The organism is Arsenophonus endosymbiont of Crataerina pallida (assembly GCF_964020125.1).
GTDB lineage: Bacteria > Pseudomonadota > Gammaproteobacteria > Enterobacterales > Enterobacteriaceae > Arsenophonus > Arsenophonus nilaparvatae.
Genome location: NZ_OZ026540.1, coordinates 1,128,284 through 1,152,228, shown reverse-complemented (window position 1 = coordinate 1,152,228; position 23,945 = coordinate 1,128,284). Strand labels below are relative to the sequence as shown.

The 23,945-nt window shown below is 43.0% G+C and carries 34 protein-coding genes and 1 tRNA gene; 17 read left to right on the top strand and 18 right to left on the bottom strand.

The features are described 5' to 3' along the window. Positions 1-2: 2 nt before the first annotated feature. The 9 genes from AACL31_RS05805 to AACL31_RS05775 all read right to left on the bottom strand — a co-directional run bounded on the left by AACL31_RS05805 (position 3) and on the right by AACL31_RS05775 (position 5,603). Complete coding sequence (locus AACL31_RS05805) at positions 3-758, bottom strand: phage minor head protein (protein WP_310513535.1); 756 nt, start codon at positions 756-758, stop codon at positions 3-5. Continuing rightward, positions 667-2,067 carry a DUF1073 domain-containing protein gene (locus tag AACL31_RS05800; RefSeq protein WP_339053824.1) on the bottom strand — a complete coding sequence of 467 codons (1,401 nt, stop codon included), beginning with the start codon at positions 2,065-2,067 and terminating at the stop codon, positions 667-669. Before AACL31_RS05800 ends, AACL31_RS05805 begins: the two co-directional genes overlap by 92 nt. After that, a complete protein-coding gene (locus tag AACL31_RS05795) occupies positions 2,064-3,686 on the bottom strand; it encodes a TerL protein (protein ID WP_339053823.1) in 1,623 nt (540 codons plus the stop codon). The genes AACL31_RS05800 and AACL31_RS05795 overlap by 4 nt, the downstream gene beginning before the upstream one ends. A gap of 163 nt (positions 3,687-3,849) precedes the next feature. Then, positions 3,850-4,323 carry a DUF2280 domain-containing protein gene (locus AACL31_RS05790; protein WP_310513533.1) on the bottom strand — a complete coding sequence of 158 codons (474 nt, stop codon included), beginning with the start codon at positions 4,321-4,323 and terminating at the stop codon, positions 3,850-3,852. Between the two features lie 69 nt (positions 4,324-4,392). Beyond that, positions 4,393-4,458, bottom strand: coding sequence for a hypothetical protein (locus AACL31_RS20945; RefSeq protein WP_422389280.1), 66 nt, complete (start codon positions 4,456-4,458; stop codon positions 4,393-4,395). Beyond that, on the bottom strand, positions 4,448-4,675 hold the full coding sequence (gene lysC / locus AACL31_RS20940) for an Rz1-like lysis system protein LysC (RefSeq protein WP_422389257.1): 228 nt from the start codon (positions 4,673-4,675) through the stop codon (positions 4,448-4,450). Before lysC ends, AACL31_RS20945 begins: the two co-directional genes overlap by 11 nt. After that, complete coding sequence (locus AACL31_RS05785; RefSeq protein WP_339053822.1) at positions 4,590-4,970, bottom strand: hypothetical protein; 381 nt, start codon at positions 4,968-4,970, stop codon at positions 4,590-4,592. The genes lysC and AACL31_RS05785 overlap by 86 nt, the downstream gene beginning before the upstream one ends. Next, positions 4,940-5,422: a lysozyme gene (locus AACL31_RS05780; RefSeq protein ID WP_339053353.1), complete on the bottom strand. Its 483-nt coding sequence runs from the start codon at positions 5,420-5,422 to the stop codon at positions 4,940-4,942. Before AACL31_RS05780 ends, AACL31_RS05785 begins: the two co-directional genes overlap by 31 nt. Continuing rightward, on the bottom strand, positions 5,382-5,603 hold the full coding sequence (locus tag AACL31_RS05775; RefSeq protein WP_339053352.1) for a phage holin family protein: 222 nt from the start codon (positions 5,601-5,603) through the stop codon (positions 5,382-5,384). Before AACL31_RS05775 ends, AACL31_RS05780 begins: the two co-directional genes overlap by 41 nt. Positions 5,604-5,803: 200 nt before the next feature. On the opposite strand from AACL31_RS05775, the gene AACL31_RS05770 reads away from it, so the two are divergent. Further along, positions 5,804-5,953 carry a hypothetical protein gene (locus AACL31_RS05770; RefSeq protein WP_339053351.1) on the top strand — a complete coding sequence of 50 codons (150 nt, stop codon included), beginning with the start codon at positions 5,804-5,806 and terminating at the stop codon, positions 5,951-5,953. On the opposite strand, the gene AACL31_RS05765 is transcribed toward AACL31_RS05770, so the two are convergent. The 4 genes from AACL31_RS05765 to AACL31_RS05750 form a co-directional block, all read right to left on the bottom strand. Beyond that, positions 5,934-6,503 carry a hypothetical protein gene (locus tag AACL31_RS05765; RefSeq protein ID WP_339053350.1) on the bottom strand — a complete coding sequence of 190 codons (570 nt, stop codon included), beginning with the start codon at positions 6,501-6,503 and terminating at the stop codon, positions 5,934-5,936. The genes AACL31_RS05770 and AACL31_RS05765 overlap by 20 nt on opposite strands. A gap of 115 nt (positions 6,504-6,618) precedes the next feature. Beyond that, a complete protein-coding gene (locus tag AACL31_RS05760) occupies positions 6,619-7,050 on the bottom strand; it encodes an antiterminator Q family protein (RefSeq protein WP_310513603.1) in 432 nt (143 codons plus the stop codon). 334 nt (positions 7,051-7,384) lie between these two features. Further along, the gene (locus AACL31_RS05755; RefSeq protein ID WP_339053821.1) at positions 7,385-9,736 is read right to left on the bottom strand and encodes a DUF5906 domain-containing protein; all 2,352 of its coding nucleotides are present in this window, start codon (positions 9,734-9,736) and stop codon (positions 7,385-7,387) included. A 23-nt stretch (positions 9,737-9,759) separates the two neighbouring features. Further along, entirely contained in the window at positions 9,760-9,990 is a 231-nt protein-coding gene (locus AACL31_RS05750; protein ID WP_026824195.1) for a helix-turn-helix domain-containing protein, read from the bottom strand. Positions 9,991-10,090: 100 nt separating this feature from the next. Between AACL31_RS05750 and AACL31_RS05745 the strand changes: the two genes are divergently transcribed. Both AACL31_RS05745 and AACL31_RS05740 read left to right on the top strand, forming a co-directional pair. Beyond that, positions 10,091-10,543 carry a helix-turn-helix domain-containing protein gene (locus AACL31_RS05745; protein WP_310513155.1) on the top strand — a complete coding sequence of 151 codons (453 nt, stop codon included), beginning with the start codon at positions 10,091-10,093 and terminating at the stop codon, positions 10,541-10,543. A gap of 420 nt (positions 10,544-10,963) precedes the next feature. Continuing rightward, on the top strand, positions 10,964-11,197 hold the full coding sequence (locus AACL31_RS05740) for a hypothetical protein (RefSeq protein WP_310513069.1): 234 nt from the start codon (positions 10,964-10,966) through the stop codon (positions 11,195-11,197). On the opposite strand, the gene AACL31_RS05735 is transcribed toward AACL31_RS05740, so the two are convergent. After that, a complete protein-coding gene (locus tag AACL31_RS05735; RefSeq protein WP_310513645.1) occupies positions 11,166-11,405 on the bottom strand; it encodes a hypothetical protein in 240 nt (79 codons plus the stop codon). The genes AACL31_RS05740 and AACL31_RS05735 overlap by 32 nt on opposite strands. 459 nt (positions 11,406-11,864) lie before the next feature. After that, positions 11,865-12,833: an IS110 family transposase gene (locus AACL31_RS05730; RefSeq protein WP_339053820.1), complete on the bottom strand. Its 969-nt coding sequence runs from the start codon at positions 12,831-12,833 to the stop codon at positions 11,865-11,867. 182 nt (positions 12,834-13,015) lie between these two features. Here AACL31_RS05730 and AACL31_RS05725 point away from each other — a divergent pair, with 182 nt between their 5' ends. Further along, on the top strand, positions 13,016-13,249 hold the full coding sequence (locus AACL31_RS05725; RefSeq protein WP_310513607.1) for a hypothetical protein: 234 nt from the start codon (positions 13,016-13,018) through the stop codon (positions 13,247-13,249). A 141-nt stretch (positions 13,250-13,390) separates the two neighbouring features. On the opposite strand, the gene AACL31_RS05720 is transcribed toward AACL31_RS05725, so the two are convergent. Next, positions 13,391-13,903 carry a hypothetical protein gene (locus AACL31_RS05720; RefSeq protein ID WP_339053458.1) on the bottom strand — a complete coding sequence of 171 codons (513 nt, stop codon included), beginning with the start codon at positions 13,901-13,903 and terminating at the stop codon, positions 13,391-13,393. A gap of 137 nt (positions 13,904-14,040) precedes the next feature. Here AACL31_RS05720 and AACL31_RS05715 point away from each other — a divergent pair, with 137 nt between their 5' ends. From AACL31_RS05715 to AACL31_RS05695, 5 genes are all read left to right on the top strand, one after another. Next, complete coding sequence (locus tag AACL31_RS05715; protein WP_339053341.1) at positions 14,041-14,175, top strand: hypothetical protein; 135 nt, start codon at positions 14,041-14,043, stop codon at positions 14,173-14,175. Between the two features lie 12 nt (positions 14,176-14,187). Continuing rightward, positions 14,188-15,129, top strand: a complete 942-nt coding sequence (locus AACL31_RS05710) for a hypothetical protein (RefSeq protein ID WP_339053819.1) — start codon at positions 14,188-14,190, stop codon at positions 15,127-15,129. Next, positions 15,101-16,420 (top strand): DUF2800 domain-containing protein, encoded by a 1,320-nt coding sequence (locus AACL31_RS05705; RefSeq protein ID WP_409013971.1) that lies wholly within the window; start codon positions 15,101-15,103, stop codon positions 16,418-16,420. The genes AACL31_RS05710 and AACL31_RS05705 overlap by 29 nt, the downstream gene beginning before the upstream one ends. 15 nt (positions 16,421-16,435) lie before the next feature. Further along, positions 16,436-16,990: a DUF2815 family protein gene (locus tag AACL31_RS05700; RefSeq protein ID WP_310513679.1), complete on the top strand. Its 555-nt coding sequence runs from the start codon at positions 16,436-16,438 to the stop codon at positions 16,988-16,990. Between the two features lie 134 nt (positions 16,991-17,124). Beyond that, positions 17,125-17,319, top strand: a complete 195-nt coding sequence (locus tag AACL31_RS05695) for a hypothetical protein (protein WP_310513699.1) — start codon at positions 17,125-17,127, stop codon at positions 17,317-17,319. A gap of 4 nt (positions 17,320-17,323) precedes the next feature. Here the strand turns inward: AACL31_RS05695 and AACL31_RS05690 are convergent. After that, positions 17,324-17,396: transfer RNA gene (locus AACL31_RS05690), tRNA-Lys, on the bottom strand. Positions 17,397-17,406: 10 nt separating this feature from the next. Next, complete coding sequence (locus AACL31_RS05685) at positions 17,407-17,859, bottom strand: DUF1664 domain-containing protein (RefSeq protein WP_339053818.1); 453 nt, start codon at positions 17,857-17,859, stop codon at positions 17,407-17,409. Positions 17,860-18,188: 329 nt separating this feature from the next. Here AACL31_RS05685 and AACL31_RS05680 point away from each other — a divergent pair, with 329 nt between their 5' ends. The 8 genes from AACL31_RS05680 (at position 18,189) to AACL31_RS05645 (ending at position 23,930) form a co-directional block, all read left to right on the top strand. Continuing rightward, complete coding sequence (locus AACL31_RS05680) at positions 18,189-18,965, top strand: BRO-N domain-containing protein (RefSeq protein WP_339053683.1); 777 nt, start codon at positions 18,189-18,191, stop codon at positions 18,963-18,965. A 65-nt stretch (positions 18,966-19,030) separates the two neighbouring features. After that, positions 19,031-19,729, top strand: a complete 699-nt coding sequence (locus tag AACL31_RS05675; protein ID WP_339053817.1) for a hypothetical protein — start codon at positions 19,031-19,033, stop codon at positions 19,727-19,729. A 12-nt stretch (positions 19,730-19,741) separates the two neighbouring features. After that, positions 19,742-21,805: a DNA polymerase gene (locus AACL31_RS05670; protein WP_339053816.1), complete on the top strand. Its 2,064-nt coding sequence runs from the start codon at positions 19,742-19,744 to the stop codon at positions 21,803-21,805. A 28-nt stretch (positions 21,806-21,833) separates the two neighbouring features. Beyond that, positions 21,834-22,055 (top strand): ANR family transcriptional regulator, encoded by a 222-nt coding sequence (locus AACL31_RS05665; protein WP_310513200.1) that lies wholly within the window; start codon positions 21,834-21,836, stop codon positions 22,053-22,055. Next, positions 22,046-22,327, top strand: a complete 282-nt coding sequence (locus tag AACL31_RS05660; RefSeq protein WP_310513574.1) for a VRR-NUC domain-containing protein — start codon at positions 22,046-22,048, stop codon at positions 22,325-22,327. Before AACL31_RS05665 ends, AACL31_RS05660 begins: the two co-directional genes overlap by 10 nt. Before the next feature lie 89 nt (positions 22,328-22,416). After that, the gene (locus AACL31_RS05655) at positions 22,417-23,139 is read left to right on the top strand and encodes a DNA-processing protein DprA (RefSeq protein ID WP_339053815.1); all 723 of its coding nucleotides are present in this window, start codon (positions 22,417-22,419) and stop codon (positions 23,137-23,139) included. Further along, entirely contained in the window at positions 23,111-23,755 is a 645-nt protein-coding gene (locus AACL31_RS05650) for a hypothetical protein (RefSeq protein ID WP_310513634.1), read from the top strand. Before AACL31_RS05655 ends, AACL31_RS05650 begins: the two co-directional genes overlap by 29 nt. A gap of 40 nt (positions 23,756-23,795) precedes the next feature. Further along, a complete protein-coding gene (locus AACL31_RS05645) occupies positions 23,796-23,930 on the top strand; it encodes a hypothetical protein (RefSeq protein WP_310513633.1) in 135 nt (44 codons plus the stop codon). Positions 23,931-23,945 lie beyond the last annotated feature (15 nt).

Genomic DNA, 23,945 nt, shown 5'->3' with positions numbered 1-23,945 from the left:
TTTTATCTGTCAGAAAAAGAGACTTCACAGTAGCAACGGCAATTGGGTAATGCGCCCGCGTGCCCTGTCATACCATCCAGGGTAGGTGGGTTGTGCCAATCGATAAATTGACCTTCCAGTTTTTTGTGTGATGGCCTTACATCACCATCATGGGCGGTACGCCAAATATAGCCGGTTGAGCCAATTGCCAATGCTCTCGCTTGAGTTAAGGCTTGCGTTGCTCGGCCTAGTTCGGTACGGGCTAGCATCTTTGCCCGCGATGCCGCCACCTGACCGGATTGCGCTATCATTGTGGTAAAATGTTCAGGTCTTTCGCCGTTCACTACCGCTTCAATCGCTCTGTTTTGGATATCGTAGACTCTATCAGCAGCATCCATTGGCAGCGATTTAATGTACTTGATTTGCTCATGGACAATAGACTGCATGACATGCCCCACGGGTGCTTGAGCAATTAACTGTTTGAGTTCCCCGCTCATTTCATGGCTATTTTGTTGCCACAATTTCGCGTTATCTTGTGATACCGTGTCGACAAATTTTGTCGCTACCCGCCTTGCCCAACTCTCGATAAGTTCGCTGTAATCCTCTAATGCTTGCTGAATGTCCAGCACTGAATCATTCGAACCGTCGTAGCGTTGGTTGATAATAGCGCCAATTTCGCGGGCAACCTTACTCAGGCTCGTTCGATATTGGGTTTCCGCCCGTTTTGACCGTCGCTGCGTGGACAGCACTGAGCCTTGGCGGCGGTTCGTCTTCCGCATGATTGATATCCTCATCGGTGATGGTACTGCCAATACTGATAACATCGGACAAATCCCGTAGCGAGGACATGGCCGCTTTCATTGACAGCATGCCGCCATCCTGCGCGGCATTGAGCGCATTAATCATGTTAACCGCGACGGTAGACTTATCCATGTCTGACATTTGCCAAAGGGGATTAAACGCAAAACTAAAATCATCGGGTAAGGGTTTACCTAATGCCGATTGATGCGCTATCTCAAATAGCTTCCTTAACGGTTGCTTTAATCGCCTTGATTGTTGCGTGGCGATATTGTCGTAGTAATTGGCTAAATCGGCATCGCCAGTATTGAACCCTGACGGGGATTGACCAAACAGCCGGACTAAGGGAATACCTGTCGCTCCGCTAATCTGTTCAGCAAACCGCGCCAGCACGTTATCTAATCCTGAAAACGAATAGCTATGCGTTTCAAAGTCATCGTCCGTATCCATGAGCGTCATCCCTTCGTTGCTCTGGTACTGACGTATCATGTCCATGTGCTTCATCAGCGATTCGTATGGCTTGCCGCCAAAACCGATGATTTCACGGAGCTTATTCACTTTGAATGTTCGTAAATGCGCTTTATACACCAATTGCGCAATACCGGTTGTGGTGCTATCAAAGGCGGTTAACCGGTCAAAAATACGTTCAATGACCGACATGCCCCACTCATTCTCGGTTTTGGCTTGCTGGTAAGGGAGTGTCACCCCATCAAAACGGATTAATCGACTATGATGCACTTTCCAGGCGGGAATGCCGTTCTCAACGGTCACAATGTCGTAGAATTCTGGTCTACCTAGGTCCTTGCTTAACGTTTTGATACGACGATTCAAATCCGGGTTAACCTGCCAACGGTCAAGCGGTAAAATACCTTTGAATTTACCTTGTCCTATCGTCTCGATACGTAATGGTGTAAAAGGCGCTTGCCCTTCTATCATAATAAGCCCTAATGCGCCGCCGTAAAGCCGTGACCACTTGATCGCGTTATTGAGACTCTCCCAGATTTCCAGTTCATCAAATAAAGATTCGATTTCCCCTTTGTCGCTCGACTCCATTTGTGAAGTAATGCGAACACCTTTTCGGGTCATATCATCGGCGACGGTATCGACCGCCGCACCAATGATCCACGATGAGCGATAAGCATATTCGAGTAATAACCGGTTTCGACTTGTCCAGTCAGGGCGATAAGTTGAATCCGCATGTTGATTGGGGGTTTGCATCCCGACACGGGCGGTAAAATTCTCATACCCGTCAGCCGTTTTTTGAGAGAATGATTTTTTCTTTTTTGTCATGCGCTTCTACCCAGTAGTGTCCAGATTTCAAGTGCCGTGTTCATTGGGGCAAAGTTGATCATCACTGAATCGGCTAGATTGGGTGACTTTGTCCCATCGGGTTGTTTATCTATTACGATTTTCCCCACGGCATTGATGGAATAGGTTGGCTGCGATAATTCAACGATGAGTTTGTCTTTGAGTCGCATTGCACCATTAATTGCAATGAGTTCATCCGGTTTGAATGGCTGTTTTTCCACCACCGCACGATACACATTTTGAAAGCGTTTACGTAAATGCCACCAACTTTGCGCTTTGGCATTGGCAAAAAAATCCTTGTTTAATCGCGCATTCTGGCCGTCAAATCCGGCGATCGCTTCTTTGTCTGGGTCAAACACCCCGCCACTGCCGCGAAACGGCACGGCGTCAATACGTACGGCTCTTCTTTGTCTGCGCTGGTCATTGATAATTCGCGCATCCCCTCTTACGCCCGCACCTAACCCATCCTCATCAAAGCGAAAACTCTCAAGCTGATACTTATCCGCTAACTGAAAAACGGTTTCAACGCTGCCGAAAATATCGCTGCCTTTTCCTGACCACTCTTCGATACCCTCAAGCAAAAAACCATGCCGCCAAGAAAAGGCGTTCTTGTCTCTGCCCTCATCCGCCACATCAAAGGCCCCTAGACGTATTCCGGTTGGGTTAATGCCAAGTTTCGTATGGGCATCAATTGCTGCTTGTACCCACTCTGCCGGAATCAGCACCCCTTCAACCGACGCCTGATAGTTCAAATCCAACTCTTGCGCCACAATGACCGGATTATCAATTTTCTGGCATTCTTTCTCGTACCATCCATCATCCTTGCGCGGGTCACTTCGCCAGTGAAAGGTAAACACCGGAATACGGCCACTATGACGTTTTTGGGCAAACGGATTAGCCATGCCGTTAACCGAGCTCAAATCAATGCGGCAACGGGTGGTTTGAGATAAGGCAGCATCAATCAGTAACGGTCTGGGCAAAAAGGCGGCTTCATCGACGAAATAGAGTGTCGTGCGGTCACCCCGTCCGATATTGTCCCCTGCTTCACCCTTGATAATGGCGCCTGTGTTTGGGAAATTGACCCGCATGTAGGGGGCGTGTTTTTTCGCTTCCCAACCGCCCCTAAACTCTTGAGGTAACGATTCCACAAACTTGCGCGCTTTCCAAAATAGCGCTTTCGGATCACCGGTGCTGTCAACGTACTCTTCTTTGCGGGAGCCAAAGCCAATCACCATTTCCTTGTTGAAGAGACATAACGCACAGGCTAACGCAATTGACGTCCAGCTTAAGCCCATTTCGCGGCTTTTTTCGGTAATGCCATTTTCACGCCCACGCCAGCGGGTCATTATCCAGTCAATCCAGGCTTCCTGTTTCGGGAACAGCAAAAAAGGAATAGTCACCGGTAGTCCATAATCAATATTGCGCGGATCTGTTGTCATGCCCCAGTCGATAATAAACTGCGCGGGATTATCCTTGTAAAATCGGGTTAATAGTTCAAAACTTTCCGGCTGCTCCCGAAGACGTTGTAGTCGCTCCGCGCGCCACTTAAACACCTGGACATAATCCGGCTTTTTAAAGTCAAAAGTGAACGGTAATGGCATAGGGATTTGTCCAGAAAAAAGCGAGTCAAAAAAATATATCGCACATAACTGCGTACATAAAAAATAAAAACAGGAAATTAATTAACGTAATATATTGATATTAATACATAATATTTATCTAAATATTATTTCTAGTAAAAATAAGTAAGCGATTTTTAGCCCTTTACCCCATCAATTTTTTATAGGCTTCTGCCGCCTGTTCGGGGGTCATCTCATGCGTGATTAATTCAACCTGATTATGTGAAGTTCCTGAATGTTCTATTTTCTGTTTATTGGTATACGCGTCACCACATTCTTTAGCTGCTTGCTCTATCATTTGCGCCGTGAGTAAAAAATTATCCATCGACTCTGTTCGAATCGCCATACGGTTTAACACACGCAGTCGATACGCTTTATTGGCAATAGGAATATCACTAATCTCTTTTTTGAATCGCTCTCGCGTGAAGTGAAAGAGATCAACCCATTTTTGACCAAGGCTTTTTCCAATCGCTTTTGTGGGGTCATAGGAAGAGACCTGTTGTACGGTGAGCGTTAATCCAAATTCCAGTTTCACCTGTTTGAGCACCTGAGTTGGGCTATCGAAACAGGCTAACGACTGCACGATGAAGGCCTTAACCTCTGGAGATAATGCCGCCATTGGTTACCCCTCCTACTAAGTTAATATAATTTATTCTGGTTAATTTCAATCGAAAACACGTTTACTGATTTATTGACACTGTGTTTTGATGTACTGCTGTAAATATTCTGTCTGCTTATCGTTCTCAACTATCATTTCTCTGCTCTTCAATTCGCTTTATTGCCTGTTTGTCAAGATTACACTGTTCAATCACTGTCAGTAACTGCTCATTGAGTATCAGGCTATCACGCCATGTCATCATACCCGCAATCGCTGGCGGCAAGCAGTCAGCGAGTAGGTGAGAGGGTATCGGAATGTGAGGAATCTGAACGTATTCGATTTGTGTGCTGCTGCAACTCGACAACAGCACCATTAGGGATAATGCGATTGGCACAATTCCGATTGGCGACATGCGTTTTAATTGCTGCTTGTGTTGCTTCAGAGTCAACCGCTTTACGCTGACGGGTTTCACTATTAATTCGTGCAATATCATTGATTACCCTTATTGACTGAAAAGCATTAGTCGTGATGGCTACCTGTTTATTGAGGTCAACAGTGAGTTTTTTATTTAATGCCCTGACTTCGTTTAAGGATGTCAACAACCAAGATGCCCATAAGATTAATCCTGCAATAATCACTACGACAAATGCGTAAGGTCGCCATAACATATTACGCTCTCTATTTCTCGACGGGTCATTAGTCCTTTCCAGACTTCGCCTTTCACATAAACCCATCGTTTCATCTCATCACATGCTCCCTTTCGGTCATCAGCGTTGAGCTTTTTGAGTAACGTCGATTTAGCGAAATTTCCTACGCCCACGTTGTAGGCAAATGAGTAAAGGGCTGCCTGAGTGAGCGTATTGATACTGACCTTAATCAACGGGTCAACGTAACGCTTAACCGCGTTTAAATCGTCATTAAGCCACTTATCACACTCTTCTTGCGTGTACGTCCGGTTAGGCTCAATCTCGTTGCCTGTGTGCCCGTAACAGACGGAAAGCACACCACCCCCATCGAAATAGGGCTTAAGTCTCAACCCTTCAAAATGCGTTATTATGCTTGAGGCCAAAAACAACGCACTACCGCCCGTTGCCATCACTATTTTTTTCGGTATTTTCATACTGACGCTCCTTGAGTTTGTACTCCTTTTTGCGGTAGTACACGTTGATTAAAAATGTCCCTATCGTGCAGACAATACCGACAATAGCCACCCACTGCTCAAGGGTAAAAAAACCTAAAATGGTCGTCATAATACCCCAGAGATAGGCCGTTGGGGTTGAGTATTTTTCAGGCATGCGCATATACCCTCCTTGTTGAGGGTTCCATTGCTTGGATTAAACAGGGGAGCCAACCGCCTTACTCGTTTCGATTATTAGATTTGTCAGTATTGCGGTGGCGTAAATGCCAAAGCGAAATAAAGCCAGTTAAGCGACTGGCGGCACATATCCGTATTTGATATTGTTAAATCGTCAAATAAACCAATGTCAAAATAAGGAAAATTATGTCTGACCAAAAACAATCACCAAGTGAAAACAACACCCAATCTTCTAACGCCGGAAAAACCACGCCAGAACAAGGTGCTAAAGACTTCACAACAAAACGTATGGTTGTCGGGGATTCAGCGAAAAATATCAAAAAAAGTAATAAGTAATTGCAGATATTGTCATTGATAATATTGGAGTGAGGATTGTTGCGATCCTCACTCTATTTAAATGTTTTCTAATTTTGATGTTAATATCAATCAATTCATCCGCGGTAGCACATAAATCAATTAGCCGGTAACGCCGTATGAGCGTTAAGGGTTTTCTTTGCGCTTTGAACCCTTTGATTTCTAAATTTTTATAATCGGTATCACAAATGGCTTTGTAAGGTTGCGTATACAATCTGTTTGGCGAAGTAAACACAGCACCTCTAATATTTGGTCGTAAGCAGAACAAGACCAGATACCCTGCACAGAGCACCCAACACATCAGGAAGGTAGCTAAACCCATCGTTAAATACGCAAAAATTGGCTTTTGCGTTAAGAGCAAGAAAGCGGAGCCAATGCCTACTATCAAAATGTTTAGCAATTTATACGCGTTTTCAATATTAACCGTATTCGACTTGTAAATTTCTTTAGCGCACTCCTCACCTTGTTTTTCAAGAAATGCCAATAGGTCATCATCCACATCAAGGAAATAATCACTTGGAAGTTTGTTCATCCCCACCCCACAAAAAAGAAAACCTCGCAAAAGCGAGGTGAGCAAAAAATACTTAATCGAGGTTTTATTTATCAGCGTACATTTCGGCTGGACGCAAAAATTCATCATGGGCACTTTAGCATACCTTTTGCGGCCGCACCAGTGTTTGATAACTGTTTGTATGATATTTGTACAACACATCGATATCTAATTGAATATCAAGGGTTTCTAAGCATCCCAAAATAAAGCCTTCCGCAATTTGCATTCTTTTTCGCACCTCATCCTCTCGTACCGCAAACTTTCGCGCGATAGCACGCTTGGATATCCCACGGATATAATAATCCTCGATGTAATTCAGCTCTCTCGCCATCCCCACCGTGTTAAGGCGACTGACGCACACATCAATCACTAACCCATCTGCATCACTGCATGATAAACGATTTGCCCCGGTAAACGGCATGAAGCGATCAAAGCCCGATGCCACCGGCAACCAACTTACCGCGGCATACGGATTACCCGCACACCACCCGCCCCAGTGGAGTAGTATTTTCTCGATGTCTCTGCTCATGATCTTTGTCGCTCCGTTAGAAGTGTGAAAACGTGGAGGTGGCACTGGGTGGCACTTAAAATACCTATCTGCCACCCTCACTAAGCCTTACCGTATCTACATCTTTACAAAAAAGGTGGGAGGTGGCAGATACTTTAAACATATATATATAAAATACGTATATTATGTAACAAAATATTACACTATCTCGCACGTAATAACTTAAAACAAGTGCCACCTGCCACCTTTAGTATTTTACCCATTGATTTTATTGTTTTTTTTAAGGTGGCAGTTACCTTTTTATCTGCCACCATGTGCCACCTTTTATTGCTCTTAAAATGAAAAAGTTTTGAAATTAAGTGCCACCTGCCACCTTTTCTTGTAGTTCTTCGCATTTTTCTAACGCTATACGTACTTCTTCGTTTGTTAACTTTCTTTTTTTAACAAGTACCCAAGGACGAACAGTTTCACCTTTGAATTTTATTTTTTCACATTGCGTCAACCCTTTTGTTCTTAAAATCGCCGTAATTTGTTTAGCGTTGATCTCCACTGCTGAACCCATATCACTAATAATAAAATTAACTATCTGCTGATAGCTCATAACGGGTGAAATAGGCGCATCAATCAAATCGTGCAAGGTTTTGGCAACATCTGAACGGCTACTTTCTATCATGATCTGACGCTCTTCAGTATCAGGCGCTCTTTGCCAATTGAATTGATTCAAATCAATGGATTTTAAGTACCAAAATACCTGTGATATAAAATTAGCGTCTTGTAAATGACGATAAAGGGTTTCATAATACTTGACATCTTGTAAGTGATCAGGCCCTCCAAAGACTGCAATACGTCTATCTTCTTCAGGGATAATAATGGCATCTATATGGTTTGATAAAAACAGAAAGCTAGTAAAAATGTCTTCAGTTATTTTCTTTCCATATTTATTATTAACTTCAAATCTAGGCTCGGTAAGAATGTCACGTAGTTGATCGCTAATTGAATACCGCTTATCCGTGTTTTCTCTTACTTCATCAACGGTACATAGTAGAGAATGGTGTAAATAGTCATGGTATTGATTTTTACAAATAACATCCATTTTCGCCCTTGTACAATTCCAGGAGCCTAGAATTTTTTCCATCAGTTGAATCACCCATCCTCTGCCCGTTCCGTGTAACATAGATATATGAAGCATAGTGATGGGGCATCGACGATCCGGGCGTTGAACTATCCAGGCTAAGCGCGCAATGAAAAAGTCCCTTTGCTCTTTTTTAGGCAGAAGATACTCCATGTGTTTACGAAATACGTTATCTGACTTATCAAAATTAGAAACCTTCCCATGTTCAGGGAGATAAAACTCATTGATATCAAAGCGCCCATCATGTCGTTTAATTAAACGCCCTTCGCCTGGTTGGTATCCAATACTTTCAGCTACTTGTTTTTTAGGATGCGCTATCCAACATTTCGCTGCTGGGATTGGTTGACCTTTTTTACTTATTGAAGGTATTTGATAAGGTGCCATCAGATTTTTAAATGATTTCATCTCAATGACACAATTATAAGGGGGGCGTGATAAATCACACACCTGATCACCTTTGACTACATAAATAAAACGTTCAAGGAAGTGGCTTGTCATATCCTTATTGATATCGGTAAAACCCTCTTCAGTCTTATTATCCGACAGATCGTCAAAATCATCTTTACCAAACCCAATAGCGTGCAAGAAATCGCCATCGCTTCGGTGTGCACAACTGGCATGCAGACATTTGAAATGCCCTACTTCAAAACCAGCTGTATTTTTAGGGAAATACGCTGTACTGGTGACTCCACTATCCGTGCTATGTCCGATTTCAAAAGGGCAAGTGATATAGCGTTCACCATTACGACCATAGTCTAATGTTAGCCCTTGACTATCCAAGAACTCAGCGACTTCATCAGTTGCATTAGGCGTTGCGATCGAACGGTCTCGTACTTTACCTACGCGATTAGACTCGGACGACGACACAATAGCTAATTCATCCGCTAAGCCCTTCCAGAAATCATTCAATTGTTTTTCAGTGATCATGAAAGGCTCAGAAGGTAAATCATTATCCCATCGAAGCCTCGCACCAGTAGGATGCACCCCCATGGCAACAAACTGTTGCCCTTTAGCGAGCAGCTCAATAATCCCCAAATCGTTTTTTAAACGATGTACACGTTTAGAATACTCACCTTCTACTGCGATGAGGTAAAGGCATTTGTTACTGTTATCTCTATAACGGCGTGGTGGGATTTGCCCAAAGGACTGTAACATAAAGGACTGGATACGGGATTGCACATCCGCATCGTCGCTATCACAATCCAGTGCTACTATGCCGGAGCCTGTTTTGACACAGATACCGTAATCAGGCTCCATCATCCATTTTTCGATATCTGCCCCTGTGGAAGATTTGCGAGTCCATTCGGTTATACCAATAACCTGTCGCTGAGAATTATAGATAGAGGGCGTTTTGCCTAGCGTTTTCATTTTACTGGAAGGCGAAATAGCAGCCTCAGCATTACAAACCACAGGTAATAACCTATCGGTATAACCAAGGACTAAATCGAAGTGCGCCCATTCATCAGGCAACGCACCCCATGTTTTTATGTGATCAAGCTCGGCAAAAGAGCCAACAACAGCAGGACTCGGGCGCTGGTCACTCACACTACGCCCGACAGAATAATTGATTTGCATGGGTTATTTGGCCTTTAAAGGTTTTATGAATTAGTTTTTGGAAGCCCATCCGTTACATTAGGGTAATCGTCACTGTTTAATTCGTGTGGCGTTACGAGCCATTCAGTAGCTCGTGACCATTCAATGGCTTTACACCCTTTAGGTTTATATTTGCCCGCTATAACTTGACTGATAAAACCTTGTGATACGCCAACAATTGTAGCAAACGATGTTTGACTAATTTTCTTATGCAGAAGATATTCATTGAGTGTCATATTGCCTCCTTTTAAAATCCAATAATATTAGTATTGCTGATAACCTTAGTCAATAGCGTTACTATTTGAAAAATATTAGTAACGCAAATAAGGTATATATATGAGACGAATAACTCCTGAAGATAAACAAGCTGCGGCGCGTTTAAAAAAACTATGGAACGAAAAGAAAGAAGCGCTTTCTCTAACTCAAGAAAAAGCGGCGGAAGAGCTTGGCTTTAACACTCAGGGCGCTGTTAGCCAGTATTTAAACGGAAAAGTTCCTTTAAACACAGATACAATAATTAAATTCGCTAAGATCCTTCATGTTTCACCTGAGGCTATAAAACCTGAGCTATCATCACTTCTCAAATATGTCAGGGAAACAGACACAAACACACCTACTCAACAACCAGAAATTTCAATCACTAACAGGGAATTGGCTTTATTGAAGCTTATAAATCAATTACCTGAAAGTGAACAAACTTCACTTCATGAATCCCTTCAAGAAAAAAAACGGTATTATGACCGTTTATTTGAGGAAATTGCTAAGGCGAAAGGATTGAAAGTAAGTTGACACATAATTTTTTAGGCTTACAAATTTAATTATTAAGTCGGTTTATTTCGACTTTTTTTATTACCCCCTCTTTAAATAAAAAAAAATTTTAACTACCCCATTAGCATTATTTCACTCAAATATATTAGCTTTGCTATTGACAAGTAAATCAGCATAGCTAATATTATGTAAGAAATATGAACACCCGCTCTTTAACAATTTAGAAAGTCGGAATGTACAGCGCGTTATGTCTGTATGAGTGCAGTGATGCACGTTGCATTGAGTGCGATCCGCTCTTTGCAAAACAGCAATGTCAAGGGACAGGCAGCCATAATGGACTGTACAAACGCAAAAAACACTAATTATAGGTCATTTTGCGAAGTGGCCTATGGTGAGTGACGACAGTTAAACGCTAAATTACATTAAATTAAGAGGTCAAACATGGATAACGAACAGTTAAGTAGGAAAACCGTGATTATTGACGGGAAAGAAATTGATAAAGAAATTGTTCATCACTGTATGGATACGGTGGAGCAAGCTGTTTTAGACGTTGTGACACATTTAGTGAAAAACGGTGCAGAAAAAGAAGACGTTATTAATGCTGCAAAAACTACCGCCGAGGCGATAGTAGTTGGAATGGTTTTTAATCTTTCTGGCCTAGCTTCTTCCAAATAGCTAAAGACTTCTTGCTGCCAGCATCCTCAATAATTTTTTGATAAACATCTTCTAGTTTAAGAACTTCAATAAGATATTCTTCAGGGGTAAATTTTTTATCACAACGTCTAAGGTATTCGACCGCTAAAGCGCGAGCATCGTATTTATAGCATACAAATTTTTCATTTTTATTGGACATTACTTTTTCCTTATAAGTTAATCGAACCATAAGGATACCACCTCGCCTGACGTGGTTAAAAGCAGGCAATGAATAAATTACGTTAACAAGCACCGCGCTTTAGCCCTTTTTACGGTGAACAAAATGCTCAGATATATCAATATTTCGATTAGGTTTTTATTTATAATTCTTGCTCTCCCAATCGTTTTTTATCTTGGTGTAGTTCAAAATACTGATTTGAGTTTTTTTATTGGTAGATGGGAAGCCAAGGCTGAAAAACTCCTCGCTTTACTACAAACATTCTTGGATAAATATTTCCCTGTAGCGTCAGAGCAAGAAAGATGATGCGCCAAACAGTCGGTTTTGGGGTGTGTGAATAACCAAAATACAGCCATTAAGTTAAAAACCAACACCAGGGCACTACCAATATGGCTGTAGATATAATCCGGATACCTCCGGCACACACCGCCAAAACCGATTGGTATTTAGCAACTGTCTTGAACGTTAAAATTATGGAGAAACGTGATGGTACGACTCATTCCATTCTTCGTTCTTTCTGAGCATCGCGTTCAGGATAGTCAGCAGCTTGCGCATACAGGCGACCAGCGCCACTTTTTTGGCTTTTCCCGCTGCAAGCAGACGCATGTAAAAGGCTTTTATCACCGGATTAAAGCGAGTTGCTACAAGCGCGGCCATATAAAGTGCTGTTCGGACTCCGTCCCTTCCGCCAAATATGGTTCGCCGACCACGCATGGTACCCGAGTCCCGGTTTATGGGGGCAACGCCTACAAGCGCGCTAATAGCGCGCCTCGAGAGGCTGCCCAGTTCGGGAAGCTCCGCCAACAACGCAGCAACTGTCATGGTACCAACCCCTTTAATGCTGCTCAGCCTAGCGGCCAGATCCTTAAAGTGGTTCCTTATGTGGTTGTTCATATCCTCATCGATTCTGGCAAGTTCATCTTCCAGCGCCTTGATGATGATGTTGATGCTTTTTCTATTCTGTGGATGTGCGGTATACAGCCTATTACGTTCTGCCACCAACATTGTAATCAACTGGCGTCTGCGTACGACCATCGCAGCAAGAACCTGACGTTCTGCATTTGGCAGAGTCCGGATAAAGCGCTCTCGCTCCGGATGTCGATTAATAACCTCTGCCATTTGTGCAAGCACTTTGGCATCAATACGGTCAGTTTTTGCCAGATAGCCCATAGCGCGGGCAAAGTCTCGGGATTGTCTGGGATTGACCACAGTGACGTCAAAGCCTTCAGCCTGGAGCGAGCAGGCCACAGTAGCTTCAAGCCCGCCAGTTGCCTCCATCAGAACCAACACCACCGAATGCTTTCTCAATTCGGCGATAATGGCATCAAAACCGTCAGAGTCATTACTGACCGTAAACTGTGCAATATCACAGCTGGCTGCTATGTCCAGCGTTGCTTTAGAAACATCAATACCCACACAAAGTGGATTTAGCTGACTCATGATTACCCATCCTTGCAAATGCGTTATGGAGTACGGACAACTGTTCGGGTTTCAGATGAGTGGCTCAGTGTATGCGCCGGTCGCTAATTAACGGGCTTAAAACCCTAGGAGGAATCGGGCTGCATGCACCTTGCCAAATCTAATCGTAACTATTTTAAACCGTTTTCAAGATACAAGGAGAAATGATGAAATTTGAAGAATTGAGTGAAAAATCTCAAGAGAAAGCCAGCGAAGCGCTACTGTATGCATTACAGGCAGAAATGGATTCAAATCGCGCTATCGATAATGTCAGGGCGAAAGCACTTGCATCGGCTATCAGAGACGGTTTTATTGCACTTGAAACAGAAGAGCTAGAAAAAAGAGCTAGTAAAGATCCTGGTAAAAACAATAAGAATTTTGGGTTTGCCAATTCATGATGTATACGGTAACCAGGCTTCCCAATCGTCAACCAGGCTAGTCACTCATTATTGATATACCTGTTTTGTGTGTTGTCGTAAACCACAAAGGGGGCGAGCCTGACGCGCCAGAAATATCAGGCAACTCAATAAAATAGTTGATCACTTGTAATCCCTAACATACTCATAAGGGAAATCATAATAGGCATTGCATCTATGACAATGGAAAAGCGCATCGTGAAGAGAAGTATCACCTGGTTTAATGACAGCATATTGAAGTATCGATTTCACGCCAGACTCATAGCAATGAATACAAAGATAGTGAGGTTTTTGCTCAGCACTTTCAGGTATTTTGCTACGGTAGACTACCGTACCCGGTTTAGGGTTATAAAGTTCATAATTAGATTTTTCAATCAACCATTGCTCTTTGTTATTAACCTCTTTTTCAAGCTCAATGATGCGATTCTTTGCCATCATCAAAAGTTCTTGAAGTAGTATTTGTTGTTGGGATACCGCACCTAATTTATTTAATAAATCTATCGTTTTTGATTTGACTTCATAATCGATTTTCATACTGAGAATAGCCCGTCCAGCACTAAAAGCCTGACCAACAGATGAAGTCGTATTTGTTAACACCTCAGTTATTTTAGTAATAATGTTTTTATCTTCTGACATAAAACTCTCTCACTCTGTAAGGGTGAAATTATTTTAGCCGATTTCTCTCTGTAGGGGTACAAGAGGAACCACTGCGGCCTGAAGTGGCAAAATAATCAGGCATACCCTATCTAGCCCATTCCATCGGAAAAACCACCATGCAAAAAGCAAAAATCCTGTCATCGGAGCGATTTCCGATGAACAACAACGTCCGGCGTTTACGCTATTTACAAAAATTAGAAGCGTTAAAACGTAATAGCAATCACCAATTCCCTGTCACTGTATATCGTTGAGGTCGACGCAAAATGCTTACCGCAAATAGCCCCCTGCTGGCAAGACTGGCAGAAAACCACACGCAAATGATCATGGCGCACAATCAACTGGCCGAAGCCCATAAAATGTTAATCAGTCAGTTGGTCGGACATACTGAAAATGACCCCAGTGACCCAAATGAACCGACAGGGGTGAAAAAGCCGAAACCCTTCACACCGGATGTTAAGCCACAACCTGTTGCGCCATCGGTTACCTTTGAACCTCAAGAAGCGATTGAACCTGAGCCTGTTGTCAAAGCACACACTAAAGCCGAAGACAAACCAGCCCCCGTTGTCGCCGAGAAAAAGGTTCAAGCCCCAAAGACCGAAACGAAACCTGCTAAAGCCGTTAAACCAATTGAGCCGATTATTGAAGCGCCTGAAGTAGCGCCTAAGCCCGAACCGGTGGATATTGAATCACTTGATTTGCGTCACGTGGTCGCCCTGTCTGTCTTGTTTGGGGATAAAGCGCTTAAACCTGACAATACGCAAGTTGCTAAAGCCAAAGCGACTTTTGCGTCCGAAAAAGCAGATAGCGTTACCGGGCAAATTGATGCACTTTATTGCGCCTTAAACGGGTTACCTAAAGTGACATTTCTTCCTAAAGCCAAAACCTTCGACGTATGCCTAAAAATACTGGCTAACTGGGATAATCTCTTTGGCATTACCGATCGTCGCGAATTTGCCTTGTCATTACTGCGTGAATTGCCTACCCCAGCAGAAGTCAAACCGATTGATTTTAAGGCACTTCGCAGTGAGGCTTCGGCCTGCATTACTCAACTGGTCAAAGGCGGATATCGCAATGAAGCGCTGGATATCCTCGCCTCATTCAACGCTAAAAAGATGGGTGACGTAACCGATGACAATCTGGTTCAGTTTATCGAGAAAGCCCAACGCGTTTTAGCCGATGATAATGCCGAGGGTAGCGATGGCTGAACATGCAAAACTTTCTCCCTCCTCAGCGCATAGGTGGATGAGATGCGCAGCTAGTCTCGCAGTCGAGGCCACCTTACCCGATAAAACATCGCCGTTTGCGGAAGAAGGAAGCGCGGCGCATGCGTTAGCGGAAAGTATCTTAACAATGCGCCAAAACCCGTTTAGTGACGGGCGTAGACGAACATCTGGATTTGATGCGAAAGACTATATCGGCACGTATCCATTGTTAAAAGCCAACTCGCCACAAGTGGATGAGGAGATGATTGAGCACGTCCAGACCTATATCGATACCGTCTGGAGGCTTGCGGACGGGAAAATCTTACAGGTTGAGGAGCGAGTTGACTTTTCAGCCGTCATTGACGTAGAGAATTCGTTTGGTACCGCCGATGCGATTATTGTCAGCGAGGATGAGTTACAAATCCATGACCTGAAATACGGTAAAGGCGTTAAAGTCGATGCCAGGCAAAATGCGCAACTTATGCTCTATGCGCTAGGGGCGTTACATCAGTTTGACCTTATTTATGATTTTAACACGGTTCGTCTTTTTATTCATCAGCCCAGACTTAACCATCTGTCCGAATGGGCGCTATCGGTTGAGGACTTAAAAGACTTTGGGGACTTAGCCAGATTGAGGGCGCAAAAAGCCATGGAGATGGTAACCCTTGCCGAGCGCAACGGGCTTGATGCGCTACCGGATAGTGCCTTTTCACCGGGCATCAGGCAATGCCAGTTCTGCAAAGCAAAAGGCGGATTGTGTTTTGCCCAGGCGCAATTTGTCCATAATGAAGTCAAAGGCGATTTTGTCGATTTGACCCAACCGCTCGCACCACAATTAAGCGATGCGCCGAAACGTATTACGTTACTAACCCCTGGGCAAATGGCAACACTCTACCCGCATATCGATTTGATAGAGAGTTTTTGTAAAGCCCTGCGAAATCGGGTCGCTGAGGCATTACATACGGGGCAATCGGTACCGGGCTTTAAACTGGTTACCGGCAAACAGGGTAATCGCACCTGGTGTGATGAACGTGAAGCCGAAACGCTGTTAAAAGCCGCCAAACTTAAACAGGAACAAATCTACCACAAGAAAATTATTAGTCCGCCACAGGCTGAGAAACTACTTAAAAAAGACAAACCGAGTCGCTGGGCAAAACTGGAAGCACTTATTGAGCGAGCAGACGGGAAACCCGTTATCGCACCGGAATCTGACCCTCGCCCTGCCCTTGTTATTAATCCCTTAAACGACTTTGACGATGTGACCGAAGCGGCACTCGCTGATAAATCCATCTAATTAAAAGGTAACGTGATGAAAATTAAATTAAACAACGTACGTCTGGCTTTTCCTGAATTATTTGAACCTACGCAAGTCAGTGGTCAAGGAGCGTTCAAATACCGTGCCAATTTCCTTATCGCCAAAAGCCGTACTGACCTGATTGAAGAAATCAAAACGGGGATTAAGGCGGTCATTAAGGAAAAATGGGGAGCCAAAGAGGTAGAAAAAATTTATAACAGCATCTGCCACTCCAACAACCGTTTTTGCTTCCGCGATGGCGACAATAAAGAATACGATGGCTATGCCGGAAATATGTACATCACCGCCAGTAATAAAGATCGTCCGTTAGTCATTGACGTAAATCGTACACCACTCACCGCACAGGACGGTCGTCCCTACTCTGGCTGTTACGTTAACGCCACCATTGAATTTTATGCCTATGACAATAATGGTAAAGGGGTTTCAGCCTCCTTAAGAGGGGTTCAGTTTTTCCGGGATGGCGATGCCTTTAGCGGTGGAAGCGTGGCCTCCGTTGACGAGTTTGACGACCTGAGCATGGCTGAGGAAGAAGACGATATCGCCTTTTAAAACACCAGAGAAACCACTGCGGCCTGAAGTGGCTAAATAATCAGGCATCGATTAAAAATATGAGTAGTTTTTACTCTATTTAGCTTACGGGAAATTTGATATGTAAAGTGTAAATAACTCAAGGAGGCTTAAAAATGAAATTAGATAATATGACTGAAGTCCTTACGCTCACTAACCCCAGTAACAACGGCCGTTATTTACTTAACTTAGCGCAACCCGTTTATGCCGATGAGGAAACCAAGACATTAATCAATATGATTCAACTACTGGCAGAAGAAAATCAATACCTGAGAAAAGAGAATAAACGACTGGCAAAAATGCATCGGTAAGTTGGGGGCTATGCAGGGTTCGAACCTGCGACCGATGGATTAAGAGTCCACTGCTCTACCCACTGAGCTAATAACTCATGATAGTAATTATAGTGCAGGCATCAAAAAGGCTTTTACCACCAGAGAGAGGATACCTAAAATACCCGCGCCTAACATCCAGCGCATTAACTTTTGTTCAGCACGAATACCTGACATCTCAAGTTGTAAGTCTTTACGGGTGATTTCCATATTTTTGCGGACATTAGTTATTTCAGCCGATAAGTCTTTACGAACATCAGCGATTTCAGCAGATAAATCTTTACGTACATCAGCGATTTCAGCAGATAAATCTTTACGTACATCAGCGATTTCTTTTCTGACATCAGAGATTTGAGTAGTTAAATCTTTACGTACGTCTTCTAAATCGCGCTTTGTCGCTACATCAGCAACCTCATGTGATTTGCGTACAACAAGCGAAATAGCCTTAGCTTGCTGACTAGTAAGTCCAGCGGTTTGAAGTTCTTCTGATGCTTGTAATGTATCAAATGCAACTTGACCCATAGGGAATCCTCCTTTTGGGTAAGTATAACCTAACAATAACCATTGACGAAAGAAGAAATCATGCGCTATAGTTTATTTGCATCTGATAAATCAGGTGCCAGGTCTGCAAACCTGCCGTAACTAAGAAGGCGCATAGCACGCCAACAGCGTGTTTTTTTATGCGTCAGTCTGCCATATCAAGAATCAATGGTGGACTGGATGGGGGAGCCGAAAGGCTCGCCGGGATCCTTCTTAGCCGGTTTTTGCAGCCCTGTTCAGTTCACCGCCATATTAAGAGCCTGCAAACTCTTTGGTGGTGATTATCCTAATTTAAGAAGGAAATCATTACTATGACTACTTTAATTTTCCGCAGTACTGCTCTTGAAACTATTTCTCATAAAAACCAAATTTGGTTTACTTCTACTGAACTTGCTAGAGCTTTGCAGTATCAACAAATTGACTCTGTTACCAAAATATTTAACCGTAATAAAGACGAATTTACATCATGTATGACACAGACGGTCAATTTGACCGTCAGCGGTAAAATCAATGGGTTACAGCACAAAAAGACCCGTATATTCTCCTTACGTGGCGCACACCTGATCGCTATGTTTGCGAATACGCCAGTAGCAAAAGAATTCAGAAAATGGGTGCTGGATATTCTCGATAAGCAAACAATTAATCAAACCAGTAACTTTACCCCAAAATATCAACCAAAAGCCGTAGAGCGTTTTACTCATTCGGATACACGTAACCTAACGCATTTAGTTTGGTGTATGACAAATGGCTTCCGGTTTGAGCGTTCATGGACTAATGCGGTGTGGCTGGCTTTACGTGAAGTCACTGGCACACCATCACCGGAGCGTTTTCAGGTAGAGCATATACCGTTAATGGCTGACGAATGCAGACGGATTTACTATATCACCGAGTCACTACGCCAGATTATCAATGACGCTGAAAAACAGGTTATCAAACGACTTTTACGTAAGCGTGAGAATATCGATACCGTTTTAGCGGAAATAAAACAGCTTTTTGAGCAATTCCACCATCAACAAATCGGGATAATCACCGCACGCACCGATCAGTGGTATGAAGGTGAATTGACCCATTTCTTAGAACGCCACTAATTAATCTTAACGCCCCTTTTTATAGGGGCAATTTTTCATCAATTTAACTATTGAGGAATTTTTATATGCAAAATCTAATGAACGCACAAAATATCACATTTTCCACCAGCGAGACCATCGATTCACAACAATTGCTGCTAATGGTCAACGAAACACGAAAAGAACATGGCGAACCACCAATTAGAAACAACAAATTTATTGAAAAGGTTAAAGATGAACTTGAAGGAGAGACCTACACAAAAAGTGTAGGTCAAAAAAACGGCGCTGATATTGAAATTATCGAAATGATGCTTAAGCAAGCGCTTCGTGTTGCCGCCCGTGAATCGAAAGCCGTTCGCCGTTCACTGATTGATAAACTGGAGCAGCAAAGCAAACCACAAAGCGCCAATGAAATTATCGCAGCAATGGCGTTAGCTAACGTTGCACAGGAGCGTCGGTTAAAGAGTATCGAGCATCAGGTAGAGCAAGTCTCAGAAGAAATCGAACAAATCAAACAAGGCACTATCCCAGCCGGTTTCCAGGGCTATAGCTATCTTAAAACAAAGTACGGCTTAAGCGATGCCAAATGTCGGCAATTAGTCATGGCGTGGAAGGTGCCTTGCAAAAAAGTGCCCCATGTTGCGCCTGGCGGCCAAATTACCCAAATGTCAGTGGTTGATGAAGCGGCATTTAAAAACGCGTTGGATAACATGATGCTTGAGGCTGAGAAACGCGGCAGTCAGTGGTATCACCCTAAAATGGGGCGTTTTTCCGTAACCGCCTGATAAGGATGGATTATGCAAAATTTACTATTTTGCGATTTAGAAACCTATAGCGATATTCCGATTAATTGTGGCACGCATCGCTATGCTGAAAATGCAGAAATTTTACTTTTTGCTTATGCTTACAATCATCACCCCGTAAAGGTCTGGGATGTGACGCAAGATAAAACGATGCCGACAGATTTGAAAGCGTATCTTAATGACACAGAAATTTTAACTGTCTGGCACAACGGCGGCATGTTTGATACGGTAATTTTAAAACAGGTATTAAATATTGACTTACCGTTATCCCGCGTTCACGACACATTAGTACAAGCACTGACACATGGCTTACCCGGTGCGCTCGGTTCGCTTTGCGATATCTTCAACGTCAATAGCGATAACGCCAAAGATAAAGAAGGTAAAGCGCTCATACAGCTATTTTGCAAACCGCGTCCTAAAAATAGCAAAATACAACGCGCCACGGCGTTAACTCACGCAGAGGAATGGCAACGTTTTAAGCAATACGCAGGTTCTGATATTTTAGCCATGCGCGAGATTTATCAACATTTACCGGGTTGGAATATGAGTGTGGACGAAACCCAATTATGGCAGTTAGACCAAAAGATTAATCGCCGTGGGATGTGCATGGATGTTGAACTGGCGAAAAGCGCCTTGACTGCCGTTGAAAACGAGCAAAAACGGTTATCAACCGTCACCCAGCAATTAACAGATAATGCCGTGCAAAACGCAACACAACGCGATGCACTGTTACAGCATATCGTTTCGGCATTTGGCATCACGTTACCGGATATGCAAGCCAGCACGCTACAGCGCCGCGTTAATGACCCTGATATTCCACCGGCTTTACGCGAACTGCTGTCAGTCCGTTTGCAATCGTGTACAACCAGCACCAGTAAATATAAGGCGCTGTTAAAATCGGTAAGCGCAGATGGACGACTTCGAGGAACCAAGCAATTTTGTGGTGCCTCACGCACCGAACGATGGGCGGGACGTATTTTTCAGCCGGATAATCTCCCCAGACCCACGCTTGACCAAAAGACGATTGATAACGGCATTGACGCATTAAAAGCCGGTTGCGCCGAGCTGATTTGTGATGACATTATGCAACTGACCAGTTCTGCGCTTAGAGGGTGTATTATCGCGCCACCCGGTAAAAAACTGGTTATCTCGGATTTGTCGAATATCGAAGGCCGCATGCTGGCATGGCTGGCAGGGGAAAACTGGAAAGTCAATGCTTTTAGCGAGTTTGATAACGGCAAAGGCGATGACCTCTATAAACTCGCCTATGCGCGCGCATTTAATCTTTTACCTGAGAACGTCACTAAAGCTCAACGACAAATCGGTAAGGTGATGGAACTCGGCTTAGGCTATGGCGGTGGGGTTGCGGCATTTTTGACATTTGCCCTCGCCTACGGTCTGGATTTAGATGAACTGGCGGAAGCCGCATTACCTAACATACCGCCTAACGTTAAGCGAGAGGCGATGCGCTGGTATCAAAAATCCGTTGAAACGGAGAAGACTTATGGCCTCAGCGAAAAAGTCTTTGTTACCTGCGATTCCCTTAAGCGCATGTGGCGCAATGCCCATCCACAAACCGTATCATTCTGGTACGACATTGAAGACACTGTAAAACAAGCCATTCAGTCACCGGGGATAGTGTTTAAGTGCCGTAAACTTAGCCTTCGTCGCGATAAAGGCTGGCTCAGAATTTGTCTACCATCAGGTCGTAGTCTTTGCTACCCTTCTGCGCGAATAGAGAATGGACAAATTAGCTATATGGGCACCAATCCCTACAGCCGAAAATGGGAACGGTTAAAAACCTACGGCGGTAAAATTACTGAAAATATCTGTCAGGCCGCCGCACGCGATGTCTTGGCCTATAGCATGCCACGCATTGAAAAGGCGGGTTATGCGATTGTCTTAACCGTCCATGATGAAATTATCAGCGAAGCGCCGGATACTCCTCAATTTTCCGCCGAGGGGTTAAGTAAGCTGTTAAGTCTTAATCCGGATTGGGCTTTTAATTTACCGCTTAGTGCAGCGGGGTTTGAGACTTATCGTTATCGCAAGGAATAAATAACACACACAGGATAAAATAAACATCATGGCCTTTATGAAAAACGACAGCCCACTTTATTTCAAGGCAGCACAGGATGCGGTACACCTTGAACAGTCAGGCCAATACCATGAAGCGGCGCGCGCATGGTCACAGGCAAACCGACTGGCGCGCAATCGCAATAATCGTATCTGGAGTGAACACCGCGGCGATTTTTGCCTGATGCAAATCAAACGGGAACATATTAAAAGGATGTATCCATGCGGTTAATCAGGGAAGAGAGCATTGAAAAACATTTGGTGCGTGAGGTGCGAAAAATCGGCGGCATTGCCTATAAATTTGTTTCACCCGGGCGACGAGGCGTACCTGACCGATTAGTTGCACTCCCCAATGGCAAGATTATTTTTGTGGAATGTAAAGCACCGGGCGAAAAACCCACCCCTTACCAATTACGCGAACACGCACGGCTTTTTGCCTTAGGCCATCAGGTCATCGTACTGGACAGTCAGGATTTAAGCAGCATTTTACCTGCTTTTGGTTGATAACCTTAAAAACAATTTATTTCTTGTAGAATCCACATATTTTTATTATTTTTTAGTTAATTATTTTTGCATAAGGAGAGCAGTTACACATGCAGCTTAATTTCAGTTCGTTAGATTCTTTTGATCATGTCATATCTCCTTTTGAAGAAATGGCAGCTTATGAAGCTTTGTGGTCTGAAAATGGAGCTACATTCAGGTCTATTGCAGACAGATTTAGAAAATATCCTGATACCATTCCATCAAGAATGGTTACTGAGAATGTAAGAAAAGAATTTAAGGAGATCTTAAAAGATATTTTTGACCGATTTCAGGTTAAGCATTTTGGAATTAGAATACATGGAGCTAATGAATATCCCGAGAAATTAAGGGATGCTAAACATCCGATAGAAGTTTTTTATTATCAGGGATGGTGGGATCTAATAAATACTCGCAACGTTGCAGTTGTTGGCTCTCGTAGGGTATCTGAAGAAGGTAAGAAAAGAACAAGAAAGCTTGTTAAATGCCTTATAGAAGATAATTTTACCATAGTTTCCGGTCTTGCTGAAGGTGTTGATACTGAGGCTCATAGAACAGCATTGGATGCTGGAGGGAATACTATAGCAGTTATTGGCACGCCGTTATCACATTTTTATCCAAAACAGAATATTGAGTTACAACAACGGATTAGAGAAAATTATTTATACTGGATAGCTGTTTCCAAAATAGTACAATATCTTGGCCTGCAAAATATGAAGCTCGTGGTGCAATTAGAGTTAAGAACTACCAAGATATTAAGGATAATCTGTGACATTTCTATTACAAAAGATAGATGAGCTTACTCTTGGTCATCATTTTCATTTAACTGAAGATGATATCTGTCTTTATTTTGGAGAGTATACAGCGGAAAAAGGATTTGCTTTCAGTAATACTAACAATTTGATTCTTAATTTAAAAAAGGATGTTTTAAAAAAAGATAAACCTGAATATAAATACAAGAAAAGAGCGATTAAACAAATAGCTTCTTTTTTATCTGAATATCGTGATTATTTACTTAAATGTACAGTTGTACCTGTCCCACCATCTAGATGTAAATTAGACCCCAAATATGATGATAGATTAATTAACATCCTTGATGAATGTAAAAAAATAAATTCCACTGTTGACTTTAGAGAGCTAATAACACAAAGAGAAACGTTAATAGCATCACATAATTCTTCAAATAGACCATCTTGTGAAGAATTAGCAAATAATTATGAATTCCATGGCTCTTTAGCCAATAATATTAGATCTACTATAATTATTTTTGATGATGTTTTAACCGCTGGTAGTCACTATAAGGCGATGAAAACCGTTATTAAGCAACATATTCCAGATGTTCAAATAATAGGGCTTTTTATCGCAAGAACGGTTAGAAATATTATTGATGATTTTGATGTTATAGATTTTTAATCAAATTTTATATTCAACGCCGATTTTCCCCCAGCAGTTTTTGTGTATCGATACCGTGTTAGCGGAAATAAAACAGCTTTTTGAACACTTCCACCATCAACAAATCGGGATAATCACCGCGCGCACTGACCATTGGTACGAAGGTGAACTCACCCACTTCCTAGAACGTCATTAATTAATATTAACGCCC